Annotated in this window: 22 protein-coding genes; 10 read left to right on the forward strand and 12 right to left on the reverse strand. The window is 63.1% G+C overall.

The window, feature by feature from the left end:
- Positions 1-68 precede the first annotated feature (68 nt).
- From rph to hemW, 3 genes are read left to right on the forward strand one after another with little or no spacing between them, the layout of a single operon-like run.
- Complete coding sequence (rph, locus tag EV662_RS13320) at positions 69-785, forward strand: ribonuclease PH (protein WP_132463313.1); 717 nt, start codon at positions 69-71, stop codon at positions 783-785.
- 3 nt (positions 786-788) lie between these two features.
- On the forward strand, positions 789-1,397 hold the full coding sequence (gene rdgB / locus EV662_RS13325; protein WP_132463316.1) for an RdgB/HAM1 family non-canonical purine NTP pyrophosphatase: 609 nt from the start codon (positions 789-791) through the stop codon (positions 1,395-1,397).
- The gene (gene hemW / locus EV662_RS13330) at positions 1,387-2,550 is read left to right on the forward strand and encodes a radical SAM family heme chaperone HemW (protein ID WP_132463475.1); all 1,164 of its coding nucleotides are present in this window, start codon (positions 1,387-1,389) and stop codon (positions 2,548-2,550) included. Before rdgB ends, hemW begins: the two co-directional genes overlap by 11 nt.
- Positions 2,551-2,556: 6 nt before the next feature.
- On the opposite strand, the gene EV662_RS13335 is transcribed toward hemW, so the two are convergent.
- The 7 genes from EV662_RS13335 to EV662_RS13365 all read right to left on the reverse strand — a co-directional run bounded on the left by EV662_RS13335 (position 2,557) and on the right by EV662_RS13365 (position 9,936).
- Entirely contained in the window at positions 2,557-3,471 is a 915-nt protein-coding gene (locus EV662_RS13335) for a ParB/RepB/Spo0J family partition protein (protein ID WP_132463319.1), read from the reverse strand.
- Positions 3,472-3,486: 15 nt separating this feature from the next.
- Complete coding sequence (locus EV662_RS13340) at positions 3,487-4,296, reverse strand: ParA family protein (protein WP_132463322.1); 810 nt, start codon at positions 4,294-4,296, stop codon at positions 3,487-3,489.
- Positions 4,289-4,909, reverse strand: coding sequence for a 16S rRNA (guanine(527)-N(7))-methyltransferase RsmG (gene rsmG / locus EV662_RS13345; protein WP_132463325.1), 621 nt, complete (start codon positions 4,907-4,909; stop codon positions 4,289-4,291). Before rsmG ends, EV662_RS13340 begins: the two co-directional genes overlap by 8 nt.
- Positions 4,906-6,771 carry a tRNA uridine-5-carboxymethylaminomethyl(34) synthesis enzyme MnmG gene (gene mnmG / locus EV662_RS13350; protein WP_132463328.1) on the reverse strand — a complete coding sequence of 622 codons (1,866 nt, stop codon included), beginning with the start codon at positions 6,769-6,771 and terminating at the stop codon, positions 4,906-4,908. Before mnmG ends, rsmG begins: the two co-directional genes overlap by 4 nt.
- Positions 6,772-6,783: 12 nt before the next feature.
- On the reverse strand, positions 6,784-8,073 hold the full coding sequence (mnmE, locus tag EV662_RS13355) for a tRNA uridine-5-carboxymethylaminomethyl(34) synthesis GTPase MnmE (protein ID WP_132463331.1): 1,290 nt from the start codon (positions 8,071-8,073) through the stop codon (positions 6,784-6,786).
- Positions 8,074-8,095: 22 nt separating this feature from the next.
- A complete protein-coding gene (gene rho / locus EV662_RS13360; RefSeq protein ID WP_132463334.1) occupies positions 8,096-9,367 on the reverse strand; it encodes a transcription termination factor Rho in 1,272 nt (423 codons plus the stop codon).
- Between the two features lie 119 nt (positions 9,368-9,486).
- Complete coding sequence (locus EV662_RS13365; RefSeq protein ID WP_132463337.1) at positions 9,487-9,936, reverse strand: CopD family protein; 450 nt, start codon at positions 9,934-9,936, stop codon at positions 9,487-9,489.
- A 424-nt stretch (positions 9,937-10,360) separates the two neighbouring features.
- Here EV662_RS13365 and EV662_RS13370 point away from each other — a divergent pair, with 424 nt between their 5' ends.
- From EV662_RS13370 to dnaQ, 4 genes are read left to right on the forward strand one after another with little or no spacing between them, the layout of a single operon-like run.
- The gene (locus tag EV662_RS13370; protein ID WP_132463340.1) at positions 10,361-10,960 is read left to right on the forward strand and encodes a Maf family protein; all 600 of its coding nucleotides are present in this window, start codon (positions 10,361-10,363) and stop codon (positions 10,958-10,960) included.
- A complete protein-coding gene (locus tag EV662_RS13375) occupies positions 10,957-11,790 on the forward strand; it encodes a shikimate dehydrogenase (RefSeq protein WP_132463343.1) in 834 nt (277 codons plus the stop codon). Before EV662_RS13370 ends, EV662_RS13375 begins: the two co-directional genes overlap by 4 nt.
- Positions 11,787-12,386, forward strand: a complete 600-nt coding sequence (gene coaE / locus EV662_RS13380) for a dephospho-CoA kinase (protein ID WP_132463346.1) — start codon at positions 11,787-11,789, stop codon at positions 12,384-12,386. Before EV662_RS13375 ends, coaE begins: the two co-directional genes overlap by 4 nt.
- Positions 12,379-13,077 (forward strand): DNA polymerase III subunit epsilon, encoded by a 699-nt coding sequence (gene dnaQ, locus EV662_RS13385; protein ID WP_132463349.1) that lies wholly within the window; start codon positions 12,379-12,381, stop codon positions 13,075-13,077. Before coaE ends, dnaQ begins: the two co-directional genes overlap by 8 nt.
- Positions 13,078-13,081: 4 nt before the next feature.
- Here dnaQ and secB read toward each other — a convergent pair whose 3' ends face one another.
- Entirely contained in the window at positions 13,082-13,582 is a 501-nt protein-coding gene (secB, locus tag EV662_RS13390; RefSeq protein ID WP_132463352.1) for a protein-export chaperone SecB, read from the reverse strand.
- A 58-nt stretch (positions 13,583-13,640) separates the two neighbouring features.
- Positions 13,641-14,120, reverse strand: coding sequence for an FxsA family protein (locus tag EV662_RS13395; protein WP_132463355.1), 480 nt, complete (start codon positions 14,118-14,120; stop codon positions 13,641-13,643).
- A gap of 110 nt (positions 14,121-14,230) precedes the next feature.
- Here EV662_RS13395 and EV662_RS13400 point away from each other — a divergent pair, with 110 nt between their 5' ends.
- From EV662_RS13400 to EV662_RS13410, 3 genes are all read left to right on the forward strand, one after another.
- Positions 14,231-14,899, forward strand: coding sequence for a Tim44/TimA family putative adaptor protein (locus EV662_RS13400; RefSeq protein WP_132463358.1), 669 nt, complete (start codon positions 14,231-14,233; stop codon positions 14,897-14,899).
- On the forward strand, positions 14,896-15,927 hold the full coding sequence (mltA, locus tag EV662_RS13405) for a murein transglycosylase A (RefSeq protein ID WP_132463361.1): 1,032 nt from the start codon (positions 14,896-14,898) through the stop codon (positions 15,925-15,927). The genes EV662_RS13400 and mltA overlap by 4 nt, the downstream gene beginning before the upstream one ends.
- A 165-nt stretch (positions 15,928-16,092) precedes the next feature.
- Positions 16,093-16,530 (forward strand): Smr/MutS family protein, encoded by a 438-nt coding sequence (locus EV662_RS13410; protein ID WP_341799084.1) that lies wholly within the window; start codon positions 16,093-16,095, stop codon positions 16,528-16,530.
- Between the two features lie 42 nt (positions 16,531-16,572).
- On the opposite strand, the gene EV662_RS13415 is transcribed toward EV662_RS13410, so the two are convergent.
- The 3 genes from EV662_RS13415 to hslV are packed head-to-tail and all read right to left on the reverse strand — an operon-like array spanning position 16,573 to position 19,578.
- A complete protein-coding gene (locus EV662_RS13415; RefSeq protein WP_132463367.1) occupies positions 16,573-17,679 on the reverse strand; it encodes an alpha/beta hydrolase in 1,107 nt (368 codons plus the stop codon).
- Between the two features lie 31 nt (positions 17,680-17,710).
- On the reverse strand, positions 17,711-19,021 hold the full coding sequence (hslU, locus tag EV662_RS13420) for an ATP-dependent protease ATPase subunit HslU (RefSeq protein WP_132463370.1): 1,311 nt from the start codon (positions 19,019-19,021) through the stop codon (positions 17,711-17,713).
- Complete coding sequence (hslV, locus tag EV662_RS13425) at positions 19,018-19,578, reverse strand: ATP-dependent protease subunit HslV (RefSeq protein WP_132463373.1); 561 nt, start codon at positions 19,576-19,578, stop codon at positions 19,018-19,020. Before hslV ends, hslU begins: the two co-directional genes overlap by 4 nt.
- Positions 19,579-19,635 lie beyond the last annotated feature (57 nt).

Below are 19,635 nucleotides of genomic sequence, written 5' to 3' on the forward strand. Positions count from 1 at the left end.
CGTCAATCGGGCTTGCATCAAGTCCCCTCTCGTGGGAGCAAAGCGCCGAATGCGAGAGAGGATTTGCGATGCGCCCGTCTGGCCGTGATGTAAGTGAAATGCGCCCGGTTTCAATCGAGACCGGGGTAACGAAACACGCCGAGGGCTCGTGCCTGATCCGGGTGGGCGACACCCATGTGCTGTGCACCGCCTCGCTAGAAGAGAGGGTTCCGCCATTTCTCAAGAACTCTGGCCTCGGGTGGGTGACGGCCGAATACGGGATGCTGCCGCGGGCCACGACGACGCGCATGCGGCGCGAGGCGTCCGCGGGCAAACAGGGCGGGCGCACCGTTGAGATCCAGCGGCTGATCGGGCGCAGCCTGCGCGCCGGCGTCGACCGCGTGGCGCTGGGCGAACGCCAGATCACCGTCGATTGCGATGTTATCCAGGCCGATGGCGGCACCCGTTGTGCGGCCATTACCGGCGGTTGGGTCGCACTGCGTCTGGCGGTGAACAAGCTGATGAAGACCGGCGACGTGATCTCGGATCCGATGACCGATCCGGTGGCGGCCGTATCCTGCGGCATCTATGCCGGCCAGCCGGTTCTTGACCTCGATTATCCCGAAGACAGCGAGGCCGGTGTCGACGGCAACTTCGTGATGACCGGTTCGGGCCGCCTGATCGAGGTTCAGATGTCGGCCGAGGGGTCGACCTTCTCACGCGAACAGATGGATCACCTGCTGGGGCTTGCCGACAAGGGCGTGGCCGAACTGGTCGCGGCGCAAAAGGCCGCGGTCGGAGCCTGACCCATGCGCCGTTTCACGGGCGACAGGTTGCTGGTGGCGACGCATAACCGCGGAAAGCTGGAAGAGATCGCGCATCTTCTGGAACCTTACGGGGTTTCCGTCGTCGGCGCAGCAGAGTTGAACCTGCCAGAACCCGAGGAAACCGAAGATACCTTCGTCGGCAATGCCCGCATCAAGGCACATGCCGCCGCCCGTGCGACCGGCCTGCCGGCACTGGCCGACGACAGCGGATTGTCGGTGGACGCCTTGGGCGGCGATCCGGGCGTTTACACCGCCGACTGGGCCGAAACAGGGTCTGGTCGCGACTTTGCGATGGCGATGGAAAAGGTTTGGACCAAGCTCGAGGAGGCGAACGCACCCGAACCGCGCACCGCACGGTTCCGTTGCACCTTCGTGCTGGCCTGGCCGGATGGTCAGGACGAAGTGTTCGAGGGAGAGATTCCCGGCCGGATCGTCTGGCCGATGCGCGGCGACCAGGGGCATGGCTATGATCCGATCTTTCAGCCCGACGGGTTCGATCTGACCTTTGCCGAGATGGACCGCTGGGAAAAGAACCGGATCAGCCACCGCGGCCGCGCCTTCGAGAAACTGGTCACAGCCTTTGACCGCTGAAGACTGGCAAGCAGGCGGCTTCGGCCTGTATATCCACTGGCCGTTCTGCCTGGCCAAGTGTCCCTATTGCGACTTCAACAGCCATGTCGCGGCGACCTTCGACACGGCTGCCTGGAAATCGGCTTACCTGTCTGAAATTCAACGGATCGGCCAGGAAACCGGGCCCCGCACTCTGAATACCGTGTTCTTCGGCGGCGGCACACCCAGCCTGATGGATCCTGATCTCGTGGCCGCGATTCTCCAGGCGATACGCAAGACGTGGCCCTGCGCCAACGACATGGAGGTCACGCTCGAGGCAAACCCGACGTCTGTCGAGGCCGGCCGCTTTGCGGGCTTTCGCGATGCCGGCGTGAACCGGGTGTCTCTTGGGGTGCAGGCGCTGAACGACGCGGATCTGCGCAGGCTGGGCCGTTTGCACGATACCGCCGAGGCCCGCGCGGCCTTTGACATTGCTCGCGCCGCGTTCGACAGGGTCAGCTTCGATCTGATCTATGCCCGGCAAGGTCAGACACCCGAAGAGTGGCGCGCGGAGCTGGACGAGGCGCTGGCGATGGCCGTCGACCACCTTTCGCTGTATCAGTTGACCATCGAACCGGGGACGGCATTCGGCGACCGCCATGCCCGTGGTCTGTTGCGGGATTTGCCCGATGACGACCGCGCGGCGGACATGTATGCCTTGACGCAAGAGGTTTGCGCCAAGGCCGGTCTGCCCGCCTATGAGGTGTCGAACCACGCCCGGCCGGGGGCGGAATCCCGGCACAACCTGATCTATTGGCGATATGGCGATTATGCCGGGATCGGTCCCGGCGCCCATGGTCGGCTGACCCTTGGCAGGCGGCGCTGGGCGATCGAAACGCCGTTGTCGCCTTCGGACTGGCTGGCCCGTGTCAGCCAGCGGGGCACGGGCGAGACGGAAAGAACGCCGCTCAGCCCTGCGGATCAATCAACCGAATACCTGTTGATGGGACTGCGCCTTGCCGAGGGGATTTCGCTGACCCGCTATGCCCGTCTTGCAGGAGCACCTTTAAATCGCAACAATATCAATGCTCTAAAGGATATGAATCTGATTGTTCAGGACGGCGATAGGTTGCGGGCCACGACCACGGGCCGTGCATTGCTCAACAGTGTCCTCCGCGAACTTCTGTCCGGCTGACGTCGGTCAGTCGAATATATTCTCGCGTGCCGAGCTGAGCGCAGCGCACAACGTATCCAGTTCTTCAAGCGTCTTGTACTCGACGATCAGCCGCCCGGATCCATCAGCCAAATGCTCGATCCCGACTTTCATTCCCAGGTTCGCCGAGAGATCCTGTTCCAACGCCCGGGTGTCGGCATCTTTCTCCGGCGATGCCGCGCGTTTGCGCGGCTTGGCATCTGATGCGGACGAACGTTTCGCGAGCTTTTCGGTTTCCCGAACCGACAACTGCCCCTTGATAACTTCCCGTGCCAACCGCCCCGGTTCGTCGGTCGTGATCAATGCGCGCGCGTGCCCGGCGCTTATCCGGCCTTGCCGAACATGGTCCAGTACCTCCTCGGGCAACTGAAGCAACCGCAGCAGGTTCGCGATATGACTGCGGCTTTTGCCCAGCGCCTCGGCCACCTTGTCCTGGGTGTGTCCGAACCGGTCCATCAGCTGGCGGTAACCCATCGCCTCTTCGACCGCGTTCAGGTCCGCACGCTGGATGTTTTCGATGATCGCGATCTCGAGCACCTCGATATCGTCCAATTCGCGAACGATCACCGGCACGTCGTGGCGTTGCGCGATCTGGCAGGCACGCCAGCGACGTTCCCCCGCCACGATTTCGAATCGGCCCGCGCTGCGCTTGCTTGGCCTCACGATCAGCGGCTGGATGACCCCCTTTTCGCGGATCGACGCCGCCAGTTCCTGCAGCGCCTCGTCCGAAAACTGCCGCCGCGGCTGGTCCGGGTTCGGTTCGACCAGATCGAGCGGGACCACCTGATCGGCTTTGGTCCGGGGCGCCTCGCCTGCTTCGGGTGCCGGGTCAATCTGCACATCGGCCATCAAGGCCGAAAGGCCACGGCCCAGACCGCGCTTGGCGGTTTTCTTCGTTGTCATCGCCCTACCCCCATATCATGCGGTTTCTGGCGTCATAATACCCAACATCTCGCGTGCCAAGGCGCGATAGGCTTGGGCCCCTTTGGAAAGCGGATCATAGTCGAGAACCGGCATCGCGAAAGACGGCGCCTCGCTGACACGGACGTTGCGCGGAATCACTGTCCGGAAGACCAGGTCACCCAGATAGGCTCGCGCATCGCTTTCGACCTGCTGGGCCAGGTTGTTACGCTTGTCCGACATCGTCATCACCACACCCTCGATCCGAAGCTCGGGATTGGCGGTCTGACGCAGGTCGCGAATCGTCAACATCAGTTGCGACAGCCCTTCAAGCGCAAAGAATTCGCTTTGGAGCGGGACAAGAACCGAATGCGCGGCCACCATGGCGTTCACCGTCAAAAGGTTCAGGGACGGCGGACAGTCGATCAGAATGAACTCAAGGCGATACCGGTCGATCTCGGGCTGACGCAGCGCATCATGCAGCAGAAAGCTGCGCTTTTCGTTTGACACCATCTCGATATCCGCCGAGCTGAGATCGGTCGTCGCAGGCGCAATCAAAAGTCCGTCGATCTCAGTCTCCTGGATGATTTCAGACAGCGGCGCCTCATCCAGAAGAAGGTCATATGTTGTCTTGTCTCGCTGCTCGGCTTCGACGCCCAGCCCCGTCGACGCATTACCCTGCGGGTCGATATCGACGATCAGGACGCGCTTTCCTTCCTCAACCAGGGCGGCGGCAACGTTGATCGTCGTGGTCGTTTTTCCGACGCCACCCTTCTGATTCGCCACGGCGATGATCTTGGGCCCCTTGGGGCGCGTGGGGTCAGACACGGGCGATGCCTCCGAGTTTCAGGATGACGGCCTGGGGATCGGTCTTGCTGGGAAATTTCTGAACGTCGAATGTCCAGGATGCAAGCGCGTGGTCGAGTTCGCGCACATGCTGGGCACCTTTTAGAAACAGGGCGATCCCATCATGGGCAAGATGGCGATACGACAAACCGATAAGCGTATCCAGCGGCGCAAGGGCGCGGGCAGACACGACATCCGCGCCGCGCGGCGGAACATCCTCGATTCGCTTGGCGAACACGCTAATATTGCCTAATCCCAGCTCGCGTGCGGCGGTCTGCAGGAACGCGGCCTTTCGCTTGTCGCTTTCAATCAAGTCTACCTCGAGCAGCGGCGCATGCTCGGCCGCTAGAATAGCCACGACGAGTCCCGGAAATCCTCCGCCGCTGCCCAAATCCGTCCAGCGCCGGGCGCCTTTAGGCGAATGATCGAAAACCTGCATGGAATCAATTACGTGGCGATTCTCAAGATCATCCAGGCTGCCCTTGGACACCAGATTGATCGCCGGATTCCATTTGCGAATCAGGTCTTTTAGTCGAGACAGGCGGTCTGATGTTTCACGTGAAACATCGCTCGCTGGCAACGGCGCGACACTCATGCCGACTGACGCTCCATCTGGCGAAGCCGCGCCAGGACCAATGTCAGGGCAGCCGGCGTCATCCCGTCGATTCGCGCCGCCTGCGCCAAGGTTTCGGGGCGCGCAACGGACAGCTTGGATTTCAACTCGTTGGACAACCCCTCTATCCGCTCGTAAGGAAAATCCGATGGAAGGGCCTGCGCCTCGTCGCGGCGCATGGCTTCCACATCCTGTGCCTGCCGCCTTATGTAGTTGGCATACAAGGCATCGCGTTCGATCTGGGCGCGAATCTCCGGCGCTGTCCGTTCCAACGCGGGATCTAGTGGAACAAGATCGGCAAAACCCACATCTGGAAAGGCCAGAACATCCAGACCGCTCCGCCGCGCTCCATCCGCATTCACCTTAATACCCGCTTCCGAGATCTGCTTTGGCGTCAGGGACATCGCCTCGAGGCGGCTTCGCGCCTTATCCATCTGCTCCATCTTGGTGTCGAACACCCTTGCCCGGTCCGGCCCAACACATCCGATTTCCATCCCCAAAGGCGTCAAACGCTGATCAGCGTTGTCGGCGCGCAGCGAAAGACGGAACTCGGCTCGCGACGTGAACATCCGGTAAGGTTCGCTGACCCCCCTCGTCACAAGGTCATCAATCATGACCCCGATATAGCTGTTGGTTCGGGTAAACGGCACAGGCGCGTTCCCTTTGGCCTGGCAAGCGGCGTTCAGACCGGCGACGAGCCCCTGTGCAGCCGCCTCCTCATATCCGGTCGTTCCATTGATCTGCCCAGCCAGGTAAAGCCCCGGCACATCCCGCAGTTCCAGTGTCGCGCGCAACGCCCGCGGATCAATGTAATCATACTCGATCGCATAACCCGGCTGCAGAATTCTTGCTTGCTCAAGCCCCAAGATTGACCGGACATAGGCCTCCTGCACCTCTTCCGGCAAGGACGTCGATATTCCGTTGGGATAAACCGTCGGGTCGTCAAGTCCTTCTGGTTCCAGGAAAATCTGGTGCGAGTCCTTATCGGCAAAGCGCACCACCTTGTCCTCGATGGACGGGCAATAGCGGGGCCCCACGCCTTCGATATGGCCCCCATACATCGCGGAACGACCAAGATTTTCGCGAATGATCTCATGGGTCCGCGCGTTTGTGTGCGTGATTCCGCAAGAAATCTGTGGCACTGCAACCGTCTGCGATAGAAAGGAAAACAAGACCGGTTCATCGTCACCTGGCTGAGATCCAAGCCGGTGCCAGTCGATGCTACGCCCATCCAGTCGTGGCGGGGTTCCCGTCTTGAGACGACCGAGTGGTAGTCCAAAGGCGTCGATCCTCTGGGCCAATGGCACCGAAGGGCGATCACCCATTCGTCCGCCGTCCATCCGCCGGTCTCCGATATGGATCACGCCGCGCAGGAACGTTCCCGTTGTCAGAACAACGGCGTGCGCATGGATTTCGGACGAGTCGGCCAGCCGAACACCGGTGATCCGGCCTCGATCCTCCAGCAAGTCGACCACTTCGCCCTCGATGATCGACAGGCATTCGATGCCGGACAACGCGGCCTGCACCGCCTCGCGGTACAATTTCCGGTCGGCCTGGGCCCGGGGGCCTTGCACTGCCGGCCCCTTGCGGCGGTTGAGCAGGCGAAACTGGATTCCGGCGCGGTCGGCGGCCAAACCCATCACGCCATCCAACGCATCCACTTCCCGCACCAGGTGCCCCTTGCCCAAGCCACCTATCGCCGGGTTGCAGGACATCACCCCGATTGCGTCGCGCCGCAACGTGACGAGGGCAACGCGAGCGCCCAGGCGCGCGGCGGCATGGGCGGCCTCGGCCCCTGCATGGCCACCCCCTACGACGATGATATCGAAGTCGAGATGTTTCACGTGAAACACTCCTTACTTCCCAAGACAGAACCGTGCGAAAATCTCGTCCAGCACGTGTTCAACATCGATACGCCCCACAAGCGAATCAAGAGCCCGGATCGCTGTCCGCAACTCCTCGGCGGCAAGTTCCGCGGCCTCCATCCCCTCAGATAACCGATTCCCCGCCTCGACGATAGAATTGAGCGCCCGAATCATCGCCAGACGATGCCGTTCCCGTGTCGCCGTCACCGCCCGTGCCGCACGACCCTCCAGAATTCCGGTAACACGCGCGACAAGTTCGGCGACACCTTCGCCTGTCTTCCCGGATACGGCGAGGTCAGAACTGCCCCGAAGATCCGCCTTCCCTTGCACAACGATATCCTCCGGCAAAGGCGCCAGACCCTCGAGTCGGCCTGTCGCATCCAGCAGGAATATCCTCAGATCCGCAGCCCGCGCCCGGGTAATCGCACGCTCGATTCCGATCGTTTCCACCGTGTCGTCGCTGTCACGCAAACCGGCAGTGTCCAGTATCGTCACCGGCAACCCGTGCAGATCCATCCGCACCTCGATCACGTCCCGCGTCGTACCCGCCTTTTCCGACGTTATGGCAGCGTCGCGACCCGCCAAGTAATTCAAAAGAGTGGATTTTCCAGAGTTAGGCGGCCCCACGATGGCGACCTCGAACCCTTCGCGAATTCGTTCGGCCACCTGAACACCGGCGATTTCCTCGCGAAGCGATCGCGCGACATCGTCCAGCAATCTCGAAACTTCCGGCGTCACGTCGACAGGCACGTCTTCGTCGGCAAAATCGATCGTCGCTTCCAGCAAGGCCGCCGCGCGGATAAGCGCCGTGCGCCACGACTCTGCGCGCTGACCCAAGGCACCTGACAGCACACGCAAAGCCTGACGGCGTTGTGCCTCGGTTTCGGCCTCGAGGAGATCGCCCAAGCCTTCAACCTGGGCAAGGTCCAGCACACCGTTTTCAAGCGCGCGCCGCGTGAATTCACCCGGTTCGGCCAGCCGCAAACCATCCAGATCACCCAGAACCCGAAGCACCGCAGCGACCGTGGCGGCACTGCCATGACAGTGGAACTCGACCATGTCTTCGCCGGTAAAACTTGCGCCCTTGTCGAACCGAAGCACAAGGGCCTCGTCAATAAGCTCGCCATCCGGATCCTTCAGGCGACGCAAACCAGCGTTGCGCGCCGGCGGCAGAGCACCGGCCAAAGCGCGGCCGGCGTCATGGGCGCAGGGCCCCGACACCCGGATGACCGCCACACCGGCTTTGCCGCGCGCAGTCGCGAGGGCGAAGATCGTGTCCACCGATCACCTCTGGACAGGGCCGTCAGGTGTTCATCGAATCAAAGAATTCGGAATTGGTCTTGGTCTGCTTGAGCTTGGAAATCAGGAACTCGATCGCATCGGTTGTACCCATCGGGTTCAGGATCCGCCGCAGGACAAAGGTCTTTTGCAGATCGCCCTTGTCCACAAGAAGGTCCTCTTTCCGGGTGCCCGATTTCAGGATGTCCATCGCCGGGAATACGCGCTTGTCGGCGACCTTGCGGTCCAGAACGATTTCCGAATTACCGGTACCCTTGAACTCTTCGAAAATAACTTCGTCCATCCGGCTGCCAGTGTCGATCAGCGCGGTCGCGATGATGGTCAGCGACCCACCCTCTTCGATGTTCCGGGCAGCGCCGAAGAACCGTTTCGGACGTTGCAGCGCGTTGGCATCAACACCACCGGTCAACACTTTGCCCGACGATGGCACTACAGTGTTATAGGCCCTACCCAGTCTTGTGATCGAGTCGAGCAGAATAACAACATCTCGCTTATGTTCGACCAGCCGCTTGGCCTTTTCGATCACCATCTCGGCCACCGCAACGTGCCGCGTCGCGGGTTCGTCAAAGGTCGAGGAAATCACCTCACCCTTCACGCTACGCTGCATGTCGGTCACCTCTTCCGGGCGTTCGTCGATCAACAGCACGATCAGATAGCACTCGGGGTGGTTCCGTTCGATCGAATGGGCAATGTTCTGCAGCAGAACCGTCTTGCCGGTCCGCGGCGGCGCCACGATCAGCGATCGCTGCCCCTTCCCGATCGGCGCCACCAGGTCGATGATCCGGGCCGAGCGGTCCCTGATCGTCGGATCCTCGATCTCCATCTTCAGCCGCTCATCAGGGTACAGCGGCGTCAGGTTGTCGAAATTGATCTTGTGCCGGGCCTGCTCCGGATCCTGGAAATTGATCTGCGTCACCTTGGTGATCGCAAAGTACCGTTCGTTTTCCCGCGGGGCCTGCATCACGCCTTCGACCGTATCCCCGGTGCGCAGGGAATGCTGGCGGATCATGTCGGGCGACACGTAGATGTCGTCAGGACCCGGCAGATAGTTTGCCTCGGGCGACCGCAAGAAACCGAACCCGTCCTGCAAAACCTCCAGCACCCCATCCCCGGAGATTTCCCAGCCTTCCTCGGCCCGCTCCTTGAGGATGGCGAACATCATGTCGCCCTTGCGCATGGTCGAAGCGTTCTCGATCTCCAGCTCCTCGGCCATCGCGAGAAGGTCCTTGGGGCTTTTTGCCTTGAGATCGGCGAGGTTTAGGCTGTCCTGGGTCATGGGAGGATATCGCTGCAGGGGCGCCAGGTAGGGCGCAGCTTGCGTAAAAAGGGAAGGTGGCGTGGCCGGACGGCCCGCCTGACGCGCTCTTAGTCCGCCTGTAGCGCTAAGTCAATCTCTCAGAACTTCAGCACCACAGCGAAGACGATCACCAGCATAAGCAGCGTGGGCAGTTCGTTCATCATCCGGTAGGTGCGCCCGGTACGGGTATTGGCCCCTGCCAGGAATTCCTTGCGCCGCGCTCCCAGCCACATGTGGAACCAGGTCATCGCGATCACTGCCGCGCCCTTGGCATAGGGCCAGACCGACCCCCAATCGACGATCCCCGGCGTGAACACCAGTGCCAGCCCGAAGATCCAGACCGCGATGATCGACGGGTTCATGATGTAGCGATACAGCTTCATCTCCATGACCTTGAAGATCTCGTCCGTCTCGCTGCCAACGGTGGCGCGTTCGACATGATAGACGAAGATCCGGGGCAGGTAGAAAATACCTGCCATCCAGGTCAGCACCGCGATGATGTGCAGCGACTTCGTCCAAAGATAGAAGGACGCGAGGAACTCACCCATTCTTTCCACTCCAACGCTGGGAACTGCCCGGCCCCTTCTAGAGGAATAAGTAAAGAAAAGAAAAGATGATGATTTTGTAGGGGCTGTGGGCGATGGGGATTATTGGTCCCTCCCCGGATTAACCCACAGGCAAGGTTCTGTTGAAAAAGATGTTGGTATCTCCTGGATGCGGGCCTTATCAGATTTTTGTATTTTTATACCAATGGCTTACGCTTCCACGAAATTCGGCTTGCTTGTGGATGTTCGGGGATGATTTGCCGCAGTCCGATTCGCCCACAGCGGTGCGCGGGGAAACTCCACCGTGGATGGAAGGACCTGGCCGCTTGACTTTTTCCCGGGTGACCGGCACCCCGGGACCGCGGCGTCGGGTTGTTCCATGTCTTGCGACAGTCCTGTCCGCGGTTTTCCACAGGGTTGTGCCCGGATGTCTGACCGCGTGATCCTTGCCTCCGGTTCGCCGATCCGGCGACAGCTTCTTGAACGGGCCGGGCTCGTCTTCGAGGTGATGCCGGCCCCCGTCGACGAAGACGCCATTCGTGACGGCATGATGGCCGATGGCGCGACGCCTGCCGACATCGCCGAGACCCTCGCCGCCTTCAAGGCCGAGCGCGTCGCGGGCAAGGCGCCCGAGGCGCTGGTTATCGGCTGCGATCAGGTTCTGGCCCATCGCGGCCTTGTGCTGGGCAAACCTGCCACGGTCGACGAGGCGCGGGCGCAGTTGCGTAAGATGCGGGGCGGATCGCACCAGTTGATGTCGGCGGTCGTGGTCTATGACGACCTGCGCCCGCTTTGGCGCCATGTCGGTACCGTGACCCTGACGATGCGACCGTTTTCAGATGCGTATCTAGACCTGTATCTAGAGCGGAACTGGGAACGCGTGCGCGATTCGGTGGGGGCCTACAAGCTCGAGGAAGAAGGCATAAGATTGTTCTCGCGCATCGAAGGCGACTATTTCGATGTGTTGGGATTGCCACTTCTGCCGCTTCTGACCTTTCTGACCACGCGCGGAGCCTTGATGTCATGAGTGAAAAGATACCTCTGGCCGGCGTGATCGGATCCCCGGTCGCGCATTCCAAATCTCCGATGCTGCACCGCCACTGGCTGGAGCGTTACGGCATCCGTGGCTTCTATATCCCGATGGATGTGTCCCAGACCGATCTGAAAGAGGTACTGGCAGCCCTGCCCAAGATGGGCTTCGTCGGGGTCAACGTGACGATCCCGCACAAGGAAACAATCCTTGGGCTGGCCGACCTGGTGTCCGACAGGGCGGCGCTGATCGGCGCGGCGAATACGCTGATATTTCGCGCCGATGGCAAGGTGCATGCCGACAATACCGACGGGATCGGCTTCATCGAGAACCTGCGTCAGGGCGCGCCGGGATGGGAGCCGACATCCGGACCGGCGGCGGTTCTGGGGGCGGGCGGTGCGGCACGCGCCGTGGTCACGGCACTTGCCGAACAGGGCGTGCGCGAAATCCGCGTAAGCAACCGCACCCGCTCGCGCGCCGAGGCGCTGCGCGCCGAGTTCGGGCCCAAGATCGTCGTGCATGACTGGGTACAGGCGGCCAACATGCTTGATGGTGCCGCGACCGTGGTGAACACCACGTCGCTGGGTATGGTGGGCAAGTCGGAATTCCGCGTGCCGCTGGATGCGCTGAGCCCCGGCACCGTGGTGTCCGATCTTGTCTATACACCGCTTGAGACGACTTTCCTGCGCGAGGCGCGGGCGCGCGGCTGTATCGCTGTCGACGGCCTGGGGATGTTGTTGCACCAGGCCGCCCCGGGCTTCGAACGTTGGTTCGGCCGCCGCCCCGACGTCGACGAGGCCGCTCGGGCGGTCGTTCTGGGCGAATGACGCGACGGCCTTTTCTTCTTGGGCTGACCGGGTCCATTGGGATGGGGAAATCGACGACCGCCGGGTTCTTTCGGGACTTTGGCGTGCCGGTCTGGGACGCGGACGCCGCCGTTCACCGGCTGTATGCACCGGGCGCGGCTGCGGTCGCCCCCATCGCCGCGATCTGTCCCGAAGCTGTTTCCAAATCTGGTGTCGACCGAACGGCACTCAAGGCGTGGATTGCCCGCGACCCCTCTTCACTGACGCGGATCGAGGCGATCGTTCACCCCCTTGTCGCGCAGGACCGGGCGCGTTTCATCGCAGAGCATGCAGACGCGCCGCTTGTCGTGCTCGACATCCCTCTTCTCTTCGAAACCGGTGCCGAAACGTGGCTGGATGCGGTGTTGGTGGTGACCGCCCCCCCCGAGGTACAGCGAGCCCGCGTTCTGGCCCGCCCGGGCATGACCGAGGGCCAGTTCGCCGGCATGCTGGCCCGCCAGATGCCCGATGCCGAGAAACGCGCGCGCGCCGATCATGTCATCGAAACCCGGACCCTTGAACAGACCCGTGCCGAGGTGCATGCCTTGGTCCGGAAACTGGGAGACGCCGATGCGTGAAATCGTTCTGGATACCGAAACTACCGGCTTCGAACCGTCCGAAGGTCACCGGATCGTCGAAATCGGCGCGGTGGAACTATGGAACCACCTGCCCACCGGGCAGACCTTTCACGAATACATCAACCCCGAACGCCCGATGCCGCAAGAGGCGTTCGCCGTGCACGGGCTGGGCGACGATTTCCTGCGCGACAAACCGGTCTTCAAGTTCATTGGACAGAAATTCCTCGACTTCGTGGGCGACGCGAAACTGGTGATCCACAACGCCGCCTTCGATATGAAATTCCTGAACGCCGAACTCGGCTGGCTGGGTCTGCCACAATTGCCGTGGGAACAGGCGATCGACACGCTAGCCATGGCGCGGCAGCGGTTCCCCGGTTCTCCGGCAACGCTGGATGCGTTGTGCCGGCGCTTCGGCGTCGACAACTCGGCCCGCGAAAAGCACGGCGCGCTGCTCGATTCCGAGATCCTGGCCGAGGTTTACCTGGAACTGATCGGCGGGCGGCAGCCCGACCTGGTGCTGGCCACGGGCCCGAAGGACACCGGCCAACGCCAGGGCGACGCCCAGGTCACCTGGCGACCCCGCCCGCGCCCGAAACCGCTGCCCCCGCGCGTGAGCGAGGCCGAGGCCGCCGCTCACGAAAAGTTCGTTGCCACCTTGGGCGATGCCGCCCTTTGGAAGCGGTTCGGCTGACGCCTCAGGCGTTGCCGACCGGCTGCTGCTGCGCCTCTTGGGCCCGGCGTGCGATTTCCTGGCGGTAAAGCGCAACGAAATCCACCGGCTCCAGGTTCAGCGGCGGGAATCCACCGTCGCGCGTCATGTCGGACACGATGCGCCGCACGAAGGGGAACAGCATCCGCGGACATTCGATCAGCAGGAACGGGTGAAGCTGTTCCTCTGGCACGTTTTCCACGTGGAAGATGCCGGCATATTCCAGCTCCAGCAGGAACAGTTGGGCGTTGTCGCTCTTGTTGCGGGAATTGATCGTGAACTTTGTAATGATCTCGTACTGATGATCGGTCGGCCGCTTGCGCGCATCAAGCGCCACCTGAACCGAGATATCCGGCGTCACCTCGCCCTGCGCGCCCTTGCGCACCAGGATGTTCTCGAACGACAGGTCCCGGATGTACTGCCCCAGAATCTGCATCTTGACCTGCGGCGGCTGCGCGGCGGCGCCGTTGCCCTCGGTTTCGCTCATGGCATGCTCCTGCCGATTGTTACGTCGCGATGTGAATTAGCAGCTTGACCCGACAGGCTCAATGCCGCGTCCAGCCCGAAGGGTGATCGGCATTGCCACGTCCGGGCGAAACCTCTTTGAAATCGCCCTCGATCACGTCGCCGGGCCCACGTGGATCACGTTGGGGCGCCGTGCCATAGGTCATGGACTGAACCACGATGCGCTTGGACAACCAGCGATAGGCCGCGGCCCGTACCGGCGGCATCAGCAACGCGAAACCCACCGCATCGGTGAAAAAACCCGGCGTCAGCAAAAGCGCCCCGGAAAACAGGATCATCGCGCCATGGGCCAGGGGCTCGGCGGGGTCGCGCAATTCCCGGAACGAATTTCGAACCTGTGTCATCGCCAGCGCCCCCTGCTGCCGGATCAGCCAGGTGCCGATCACCGCGGTCAGGATGACGATCCCCAGCGTCGGCCACAGCCCGATCGCACCGCCCACCTGGATGAACAGCGCGATCTCGATCAGCGGGACCGCCAGGAACAGAAGGAAAAGCCACATGTTCGAACCTCTTTGCCTTGGGTCGGGCTGGTGGACTTGACCCTAGGCGTGCCTTACATATGTCCGGTATCGCTTCGATACAAACCCTTCCGGCGTGCTGCGAGGTCTACATGGGCTCTGCCATCATCCAACTTCTGGTTCTCGCGGGCATCGCCGTGTTCCTTGTTCTGCGGCTGCGCTCGGTCCTTGGGACACGAGAAGGCTTCGAGAAACCGCCGCTGTCCATGCCGGACCCGGCGTCGCGCCGTGCGGATGCCCGTCGCGATTTCGAGGTGATCGAGGGTGACGTCGATACCGATATCATCGACCATGTCCCCGATGGCAGCGACGCCGCCAAGGCGCTGGCCGCGATGAAAATGGCCGAACCCGGCTTTTCGGTGGGCGAGTTCCTGCACGGGGCCCGCGGGGCCTATGAAATGATCTTGATGGCGTTCGAACGCGGCGAACTTGAGGATGTTCAGGCCTTTCTTGCGCCCGATGTCTTCGACAGTTTCGCCGAAGTCGTGAAACTGCGCGAAGATCAGGGCCTGACCGTCGAGGCGAATTTCGTCGGCGTCCGGGAACTGACGCTGAAGGATGCCACTTTCGACCGCGACACCGCCGAGGCGGAACTGACCGTCAAGTTCGTCGGCGAGCTGACATCGGTCGTGCGGAACAAGGCCGGTGACGTGATCGAGGGCAGCCCGAACGAGATCAAGCGCCAGCGCGATGTCTGGACATTCGCGCGCAAGATGGGCGTCGACGATCCCAACTGGCAGCTTGTCGCCACGGGCGAATGATCAATGCGCTCGGCGCCGCGATCTGCCTGGCCGTGGCAATGAGCGCGGGGCCAGCGCGGGCCGATGCGCCGGTCGAGATACTCGGCTTTGATGACCTCAAGGGCTGGGACCGGGACGACCACGCCGAGGCGCTGGCAGTATTTCGCGAAACCTGCCCCGATCTGGATGATCCGGCCTGGTCCTCGCTTTGCGCTGTCGCCGAAACGCAGGACAACGCGCGGCGTTTCTTCGAAATGTTTTTCCGCCCGGTTCTGATCGGAGGTTCGGAACCCGCGCTGTTCACCGGCTATTACGAACCCGAACTGCACGGCGCCCGTCAACCGGACGCGCGTTTCCGTTATCCGATCTATCGCAAACCGCCCGAGATGGTTCCGGGGCAACCCTGGTTCTCGCGCCGCGAGATCGAGGAGGGCGACCTGCTGAAAGGTCGCGGTCTCGAAATCGCCTGGCTCGACGATCCGGTGGACGTGTTTTTCCTTCAGATACAGGGTTCCGGGCGGATCCGGCTGACCGACGGCACGGCGATTCGCGTGGGCTATGGCGGCAAGAACGGGCAAGAGTACCGCTCGATCGGGCAGGAACTGGTGCGCCGCGGTATCTACAAGCCGCACCAGGTTTCGGCCCAGGTGATCCGCGCCTGGGTCCGCCGTAACCCCGAAGAGGGGCAAGAGCTGTTATTGCACAACCCGTCCTTCGTGTTCTTCCGCGAGCTGAAGCGCGTGCCCGCCGACAAGGGGCCGCTGGGCGCGATGAACCGGTCGATCACGCCGCTGCGGACGGTTGCGGTCGATCCTGACTACGTGCCGCTGGGCGCGCCCGTCTGGATCGAGAAGGGCGGACGTGCGCCGCTTCATCGGCTGATGGTGGCACAGGATACCGGCTCGGCGATCAAAGGCGCGCAGCGGGCGGATATCTTCTATGGTACGGGCGCCGATGCCGGGGATCAGGCCGGCCGTGTGCGTGATCGCGGTCGCCTGGTCGTGCTGTTGCCGATCGATACGGCGCTCGCGATGTTGCCCGAGGGCTAGGCGATGGGGCGTCGGCGTACGGGACAGCTTAGCCGCGAGGATCGCGTCTTGTGGGAACAGGTTGCCCGGCGCACGCGGCCCATGCCGGGCCGATCTTGCCCGCCGGCACCCGCCGCGGCGTCAAAGCACGAAAACACCCGGCCTGACCGCCCACCGACGCCACCCATGCAACTGGAGCCATTTCGCGTGGGCGCCCGTGCGCCCGACCCGTCCGCGCATGTCGCCGACGGGGCCTCGACGTCCATGCCGGTTCGCATGGATCGGAAGGCTTTTGCCAGGCTGAAGGGCGGCAAGCTGGCGCCCGAAGCACGGATCGACCTGCATGGCATGACGCTTGCCCAGGCGCATCCCGCGCTGACCGGGTTCATCCTGCGCAACCACGCTGCGGGCCGGCGGCTGGTTCTGGTCATCACCGGCAAGGGACGCGGCCCCGATGGCGATGGCCCGATCCCCGAACGCCGCGGTGTGCTGAAACGGCAGGTGCCGCACTGGCTTCACCAGGCACCGCTGGCCGCCGCTGTGTTGCAGGTTACCGAGGCGCATCGCCGCCATGGCGGAGACGGGGCATTCTATGTCTATCTCAGGCGGCCGCGGTCGGGATAGCCGGACAGTCTTGCCCGGGAACGGGCCGGCGAGGGTGTGCGCCTAGGGTGTCGCGGCAAGTGCGGTCAGCGGCGACAGGATGATCTCGGTTGCATTGCGCACCGTGATGACCGTGCCGGGCAGCAGTCCCGGTCGACCGGGCGCGCCAGAGTTGAACGCCCGTTCCAGGTCGGGCACGCCGCGCAACAGCCGGATCAGGTCGGGCGAACTGCCCGCCGTGAAATGCCCCAGCCCGCGCGAAAACCCGGTCACGTCCAGCACCGTCACCTCCAGGTCGGCCACATCTTCCAGGCTTTCAATATTGCCCAGCCGGTCGCGCTGGCCCGACAGCCGCGCCGAAAGCAGCAAGGCGCGGTCGCGTTGCGAGGTGAAGACCAGAACGCTGCGCGGCATTCGGCCGATATCGCGCACCTGCGACCGGAACACCTCGACGTCGATATCGGGCGACAACAGCACCAGGCCGTCGATTTCACGCCCCACCCGGCCCGGGGCCTTCAATGCCATCTGCCGCAGTGTTTCCATGGTCAGAAGGCCACCCATCGAATGCGCGACGATCAGCAATTGTTCGGGCTTCGCCGCGATCACGGCATCCAGGAACTCGTCAAACCCCGTGCGGGCGAACAGCGCGCTGTCGCGGTCATGGGCATAGCCGAAGGGGCTGCCGGCGCTGGGCCAGGAATAGTGCAGCGTCACACCTCCGATCCCGAAATCATGTGCCAGCTGCGCCGACCGATACAGCCCTTCGGCAAAATTGGTGTTGAAGCCGTGGACGAAGATCACTGCCGTCCGTTCGCCCGGTGGGCGCGTTCGCAGGTTCCGCGACAGCGCGGCGGTAAAGGCCGACGGCCGGTCGAAAAGCTCTGCATCGGTGGTGACGAAATCCTCGGCCGGGTCGGGCGCGCCATAGGGATAGGCGATCTGCCCCGCCGCCCGCCCGGGCGGGATCGCGACCGTATAGCTGCCCAACGTCAGCGCTTCGGACCGCAGGTTCGAGAACTGCCCGCCCGGGTCCGGCGTGCGCGTTGTGCCGATGAACACGGTGCGCTCAACCGCGCCGGGCCCCGGCTCGGGCATAAGGTACAGTGCCCCGCGCGGTGCGCAGGCCGCCAGCGCGACAAGGCAGAGGACAAGAACGATATGTCGGCGCACGGGCGGCCCCCGCCGCAGGTTGCAACAGGATTTACAGGATATATCGGGTCATATCGGCAGAGCGCGTCAGTTCACCAAGGTTCTTCTCGACGAAGCCGGCGTTCACCTCGACCGCCTCGCCGCTTCGGTCGGGCGCGGTAAAGCTGAGTTCCTCGAACACCCGCTCCATGACCGTGTAAAGCCGCCGCGCCCCGATATTCTCGATGCTCTCGTTGACTTCGGCGGCGATCCGCGCCAGCGCGGCGATCCCGTCATCGGTGAAGGTGACGCTGACCTTCTCGGTCTCCATCAGCGCGGTGTATTGCCGGGTCAGCGCGTTGTCGGTTTCGGTCAGGATGCGCACGAAATCGGCCTCGGTCAGCGCGCGCAGTTCCACCCGGATCGGCAAACGGCCCTGCAATTCGGGCAGCAGGTCCGAAGGTTTCGCGATGTGGAACGCGCCGGACGCGATGAACAGGATGTGGTCGGTCTTCACGGGGCCGTATTTCGTCGACACCGTCGTGCCCTCGATCAGCGGCAGCAGGTCGCGCTGCACGCCTTCGCGGCTGACATCGCCGCCGCGCATGTCGGTCCGCGCGCAGACCTTGTCGATCTCGTCCAGAAAGACGATCCCGTTCTCCTGCACGGCCTCCAACGCGGTGCGCGTCACCGTTTCGTCGTCCAACAGCTTGTCGGCCTCTTCCGAGATCAGGATCTCGTAGCTGTCGCGCACCGTCAGCTTCTTCTTGACCGTTCGCCCCCCGAAGGCCTTGCCGAACAGATCGCCCAGCGACATCATCCCGCCGCCCTGGCCCGGCGGCATGCCCGGGATCTCCATCATCGGCAGCGGGTTCGAACTTTCGGTCACCTCCAGTTCGATCACCGTGTCGTCCAGCTCGCCGCGCTTCAGCTTGCCGCGGAACATTTCGCGCGTCTGTTCGCGCGCATCCGTTCCGGCGATGGCGGCGATCACCCGGTCCTCGGCGGCCTGGTGGGCCGCGGCCTTGACCTCGTCGCGCATCCATTCGCGGGTCTGGGTGATGGCGCTTTCGACAAGGTCGCGGATGATCTGCTCCACGTCGCGGCCCACGTAGCCCACCTCGGTGAACTTGGTCGCCTCGACCTTGATGAAGGGCGCGCGGGCCAGCTTGGCCAAGCGGCGCGAGATCTCGGTCTTGCCGACGCCGGTGGGGCCGATCATCAGGATGTTCTTGGGATAAACCTCTTCGCGCAGGTCATCGCCCAGCTGCTTGCGCCGCCACCGGTTGCGCAGCGCCACGGCGACGGCGCGCTTGGCGTCCTTTTGCCCGATGATGAAACGATCCAGTTCCGAAACGATCTCGCGGGGGGTCAGGTCGGTCATTTCGAAATCGTCTCCACCGTCAGGTTGCCGTTCGTGTAGACGCAGATGTCGGCCGCGATCGCCATCGCCTTGCGCGCGATGTCTTCGGCCGAAAGGTCGGTCTTTTCCATCAGCCCGCGCGCCGCGGCCAGCGCATAGTTCCCGCCAGAGCCAATCGCCGCCACGTCATGTTCGGGTGCCAGAACATCGCCCGCCCCGGTGATCACGTACATTTCCACCCCGTCGCTGACGATCAGCATCGCCTCCAGCTTTTGCAGGTACTTGTCGGTGCGCCAGTCCTTGGCCAGTTCCACCGCAGCGCGCTGCAACTGGCCCGGCGTGGCCTCCAACTTGGCCTCCAGCCGTTCCAGCAGCGTAAAGGCATCGGCCGTCGATCCGGCAAACCCGGCAACGACATCATAGCCGCCGGGGGACAGACGGCGCACCTTGCGCGCGGTGCCCTTGATGACCGTCGGGCCCAGGCTGACCTGCCCATCGCCCGCGATCACCACTTCGCCGCCGCGCCTGACGCCGACAATCGTCGTGCCGTGCCAGCCGGGAAACTCGTTGTCTGCCATGAGCGACCTCCGTCTTGCGCTTGGGCCGATATATGCGCTCGATGCTGCCCCACAAGC

The sequence above is a fragment of the Rhodovulum marinum genome, assembly GCF_004343075.1.
Lineage (GTDB): Bacteria > Pseudomonadota > Alphaproteobacteria > Rhodobacterales > Rhodobacteraceae > Rhodovulum > Rhodovulum marinum.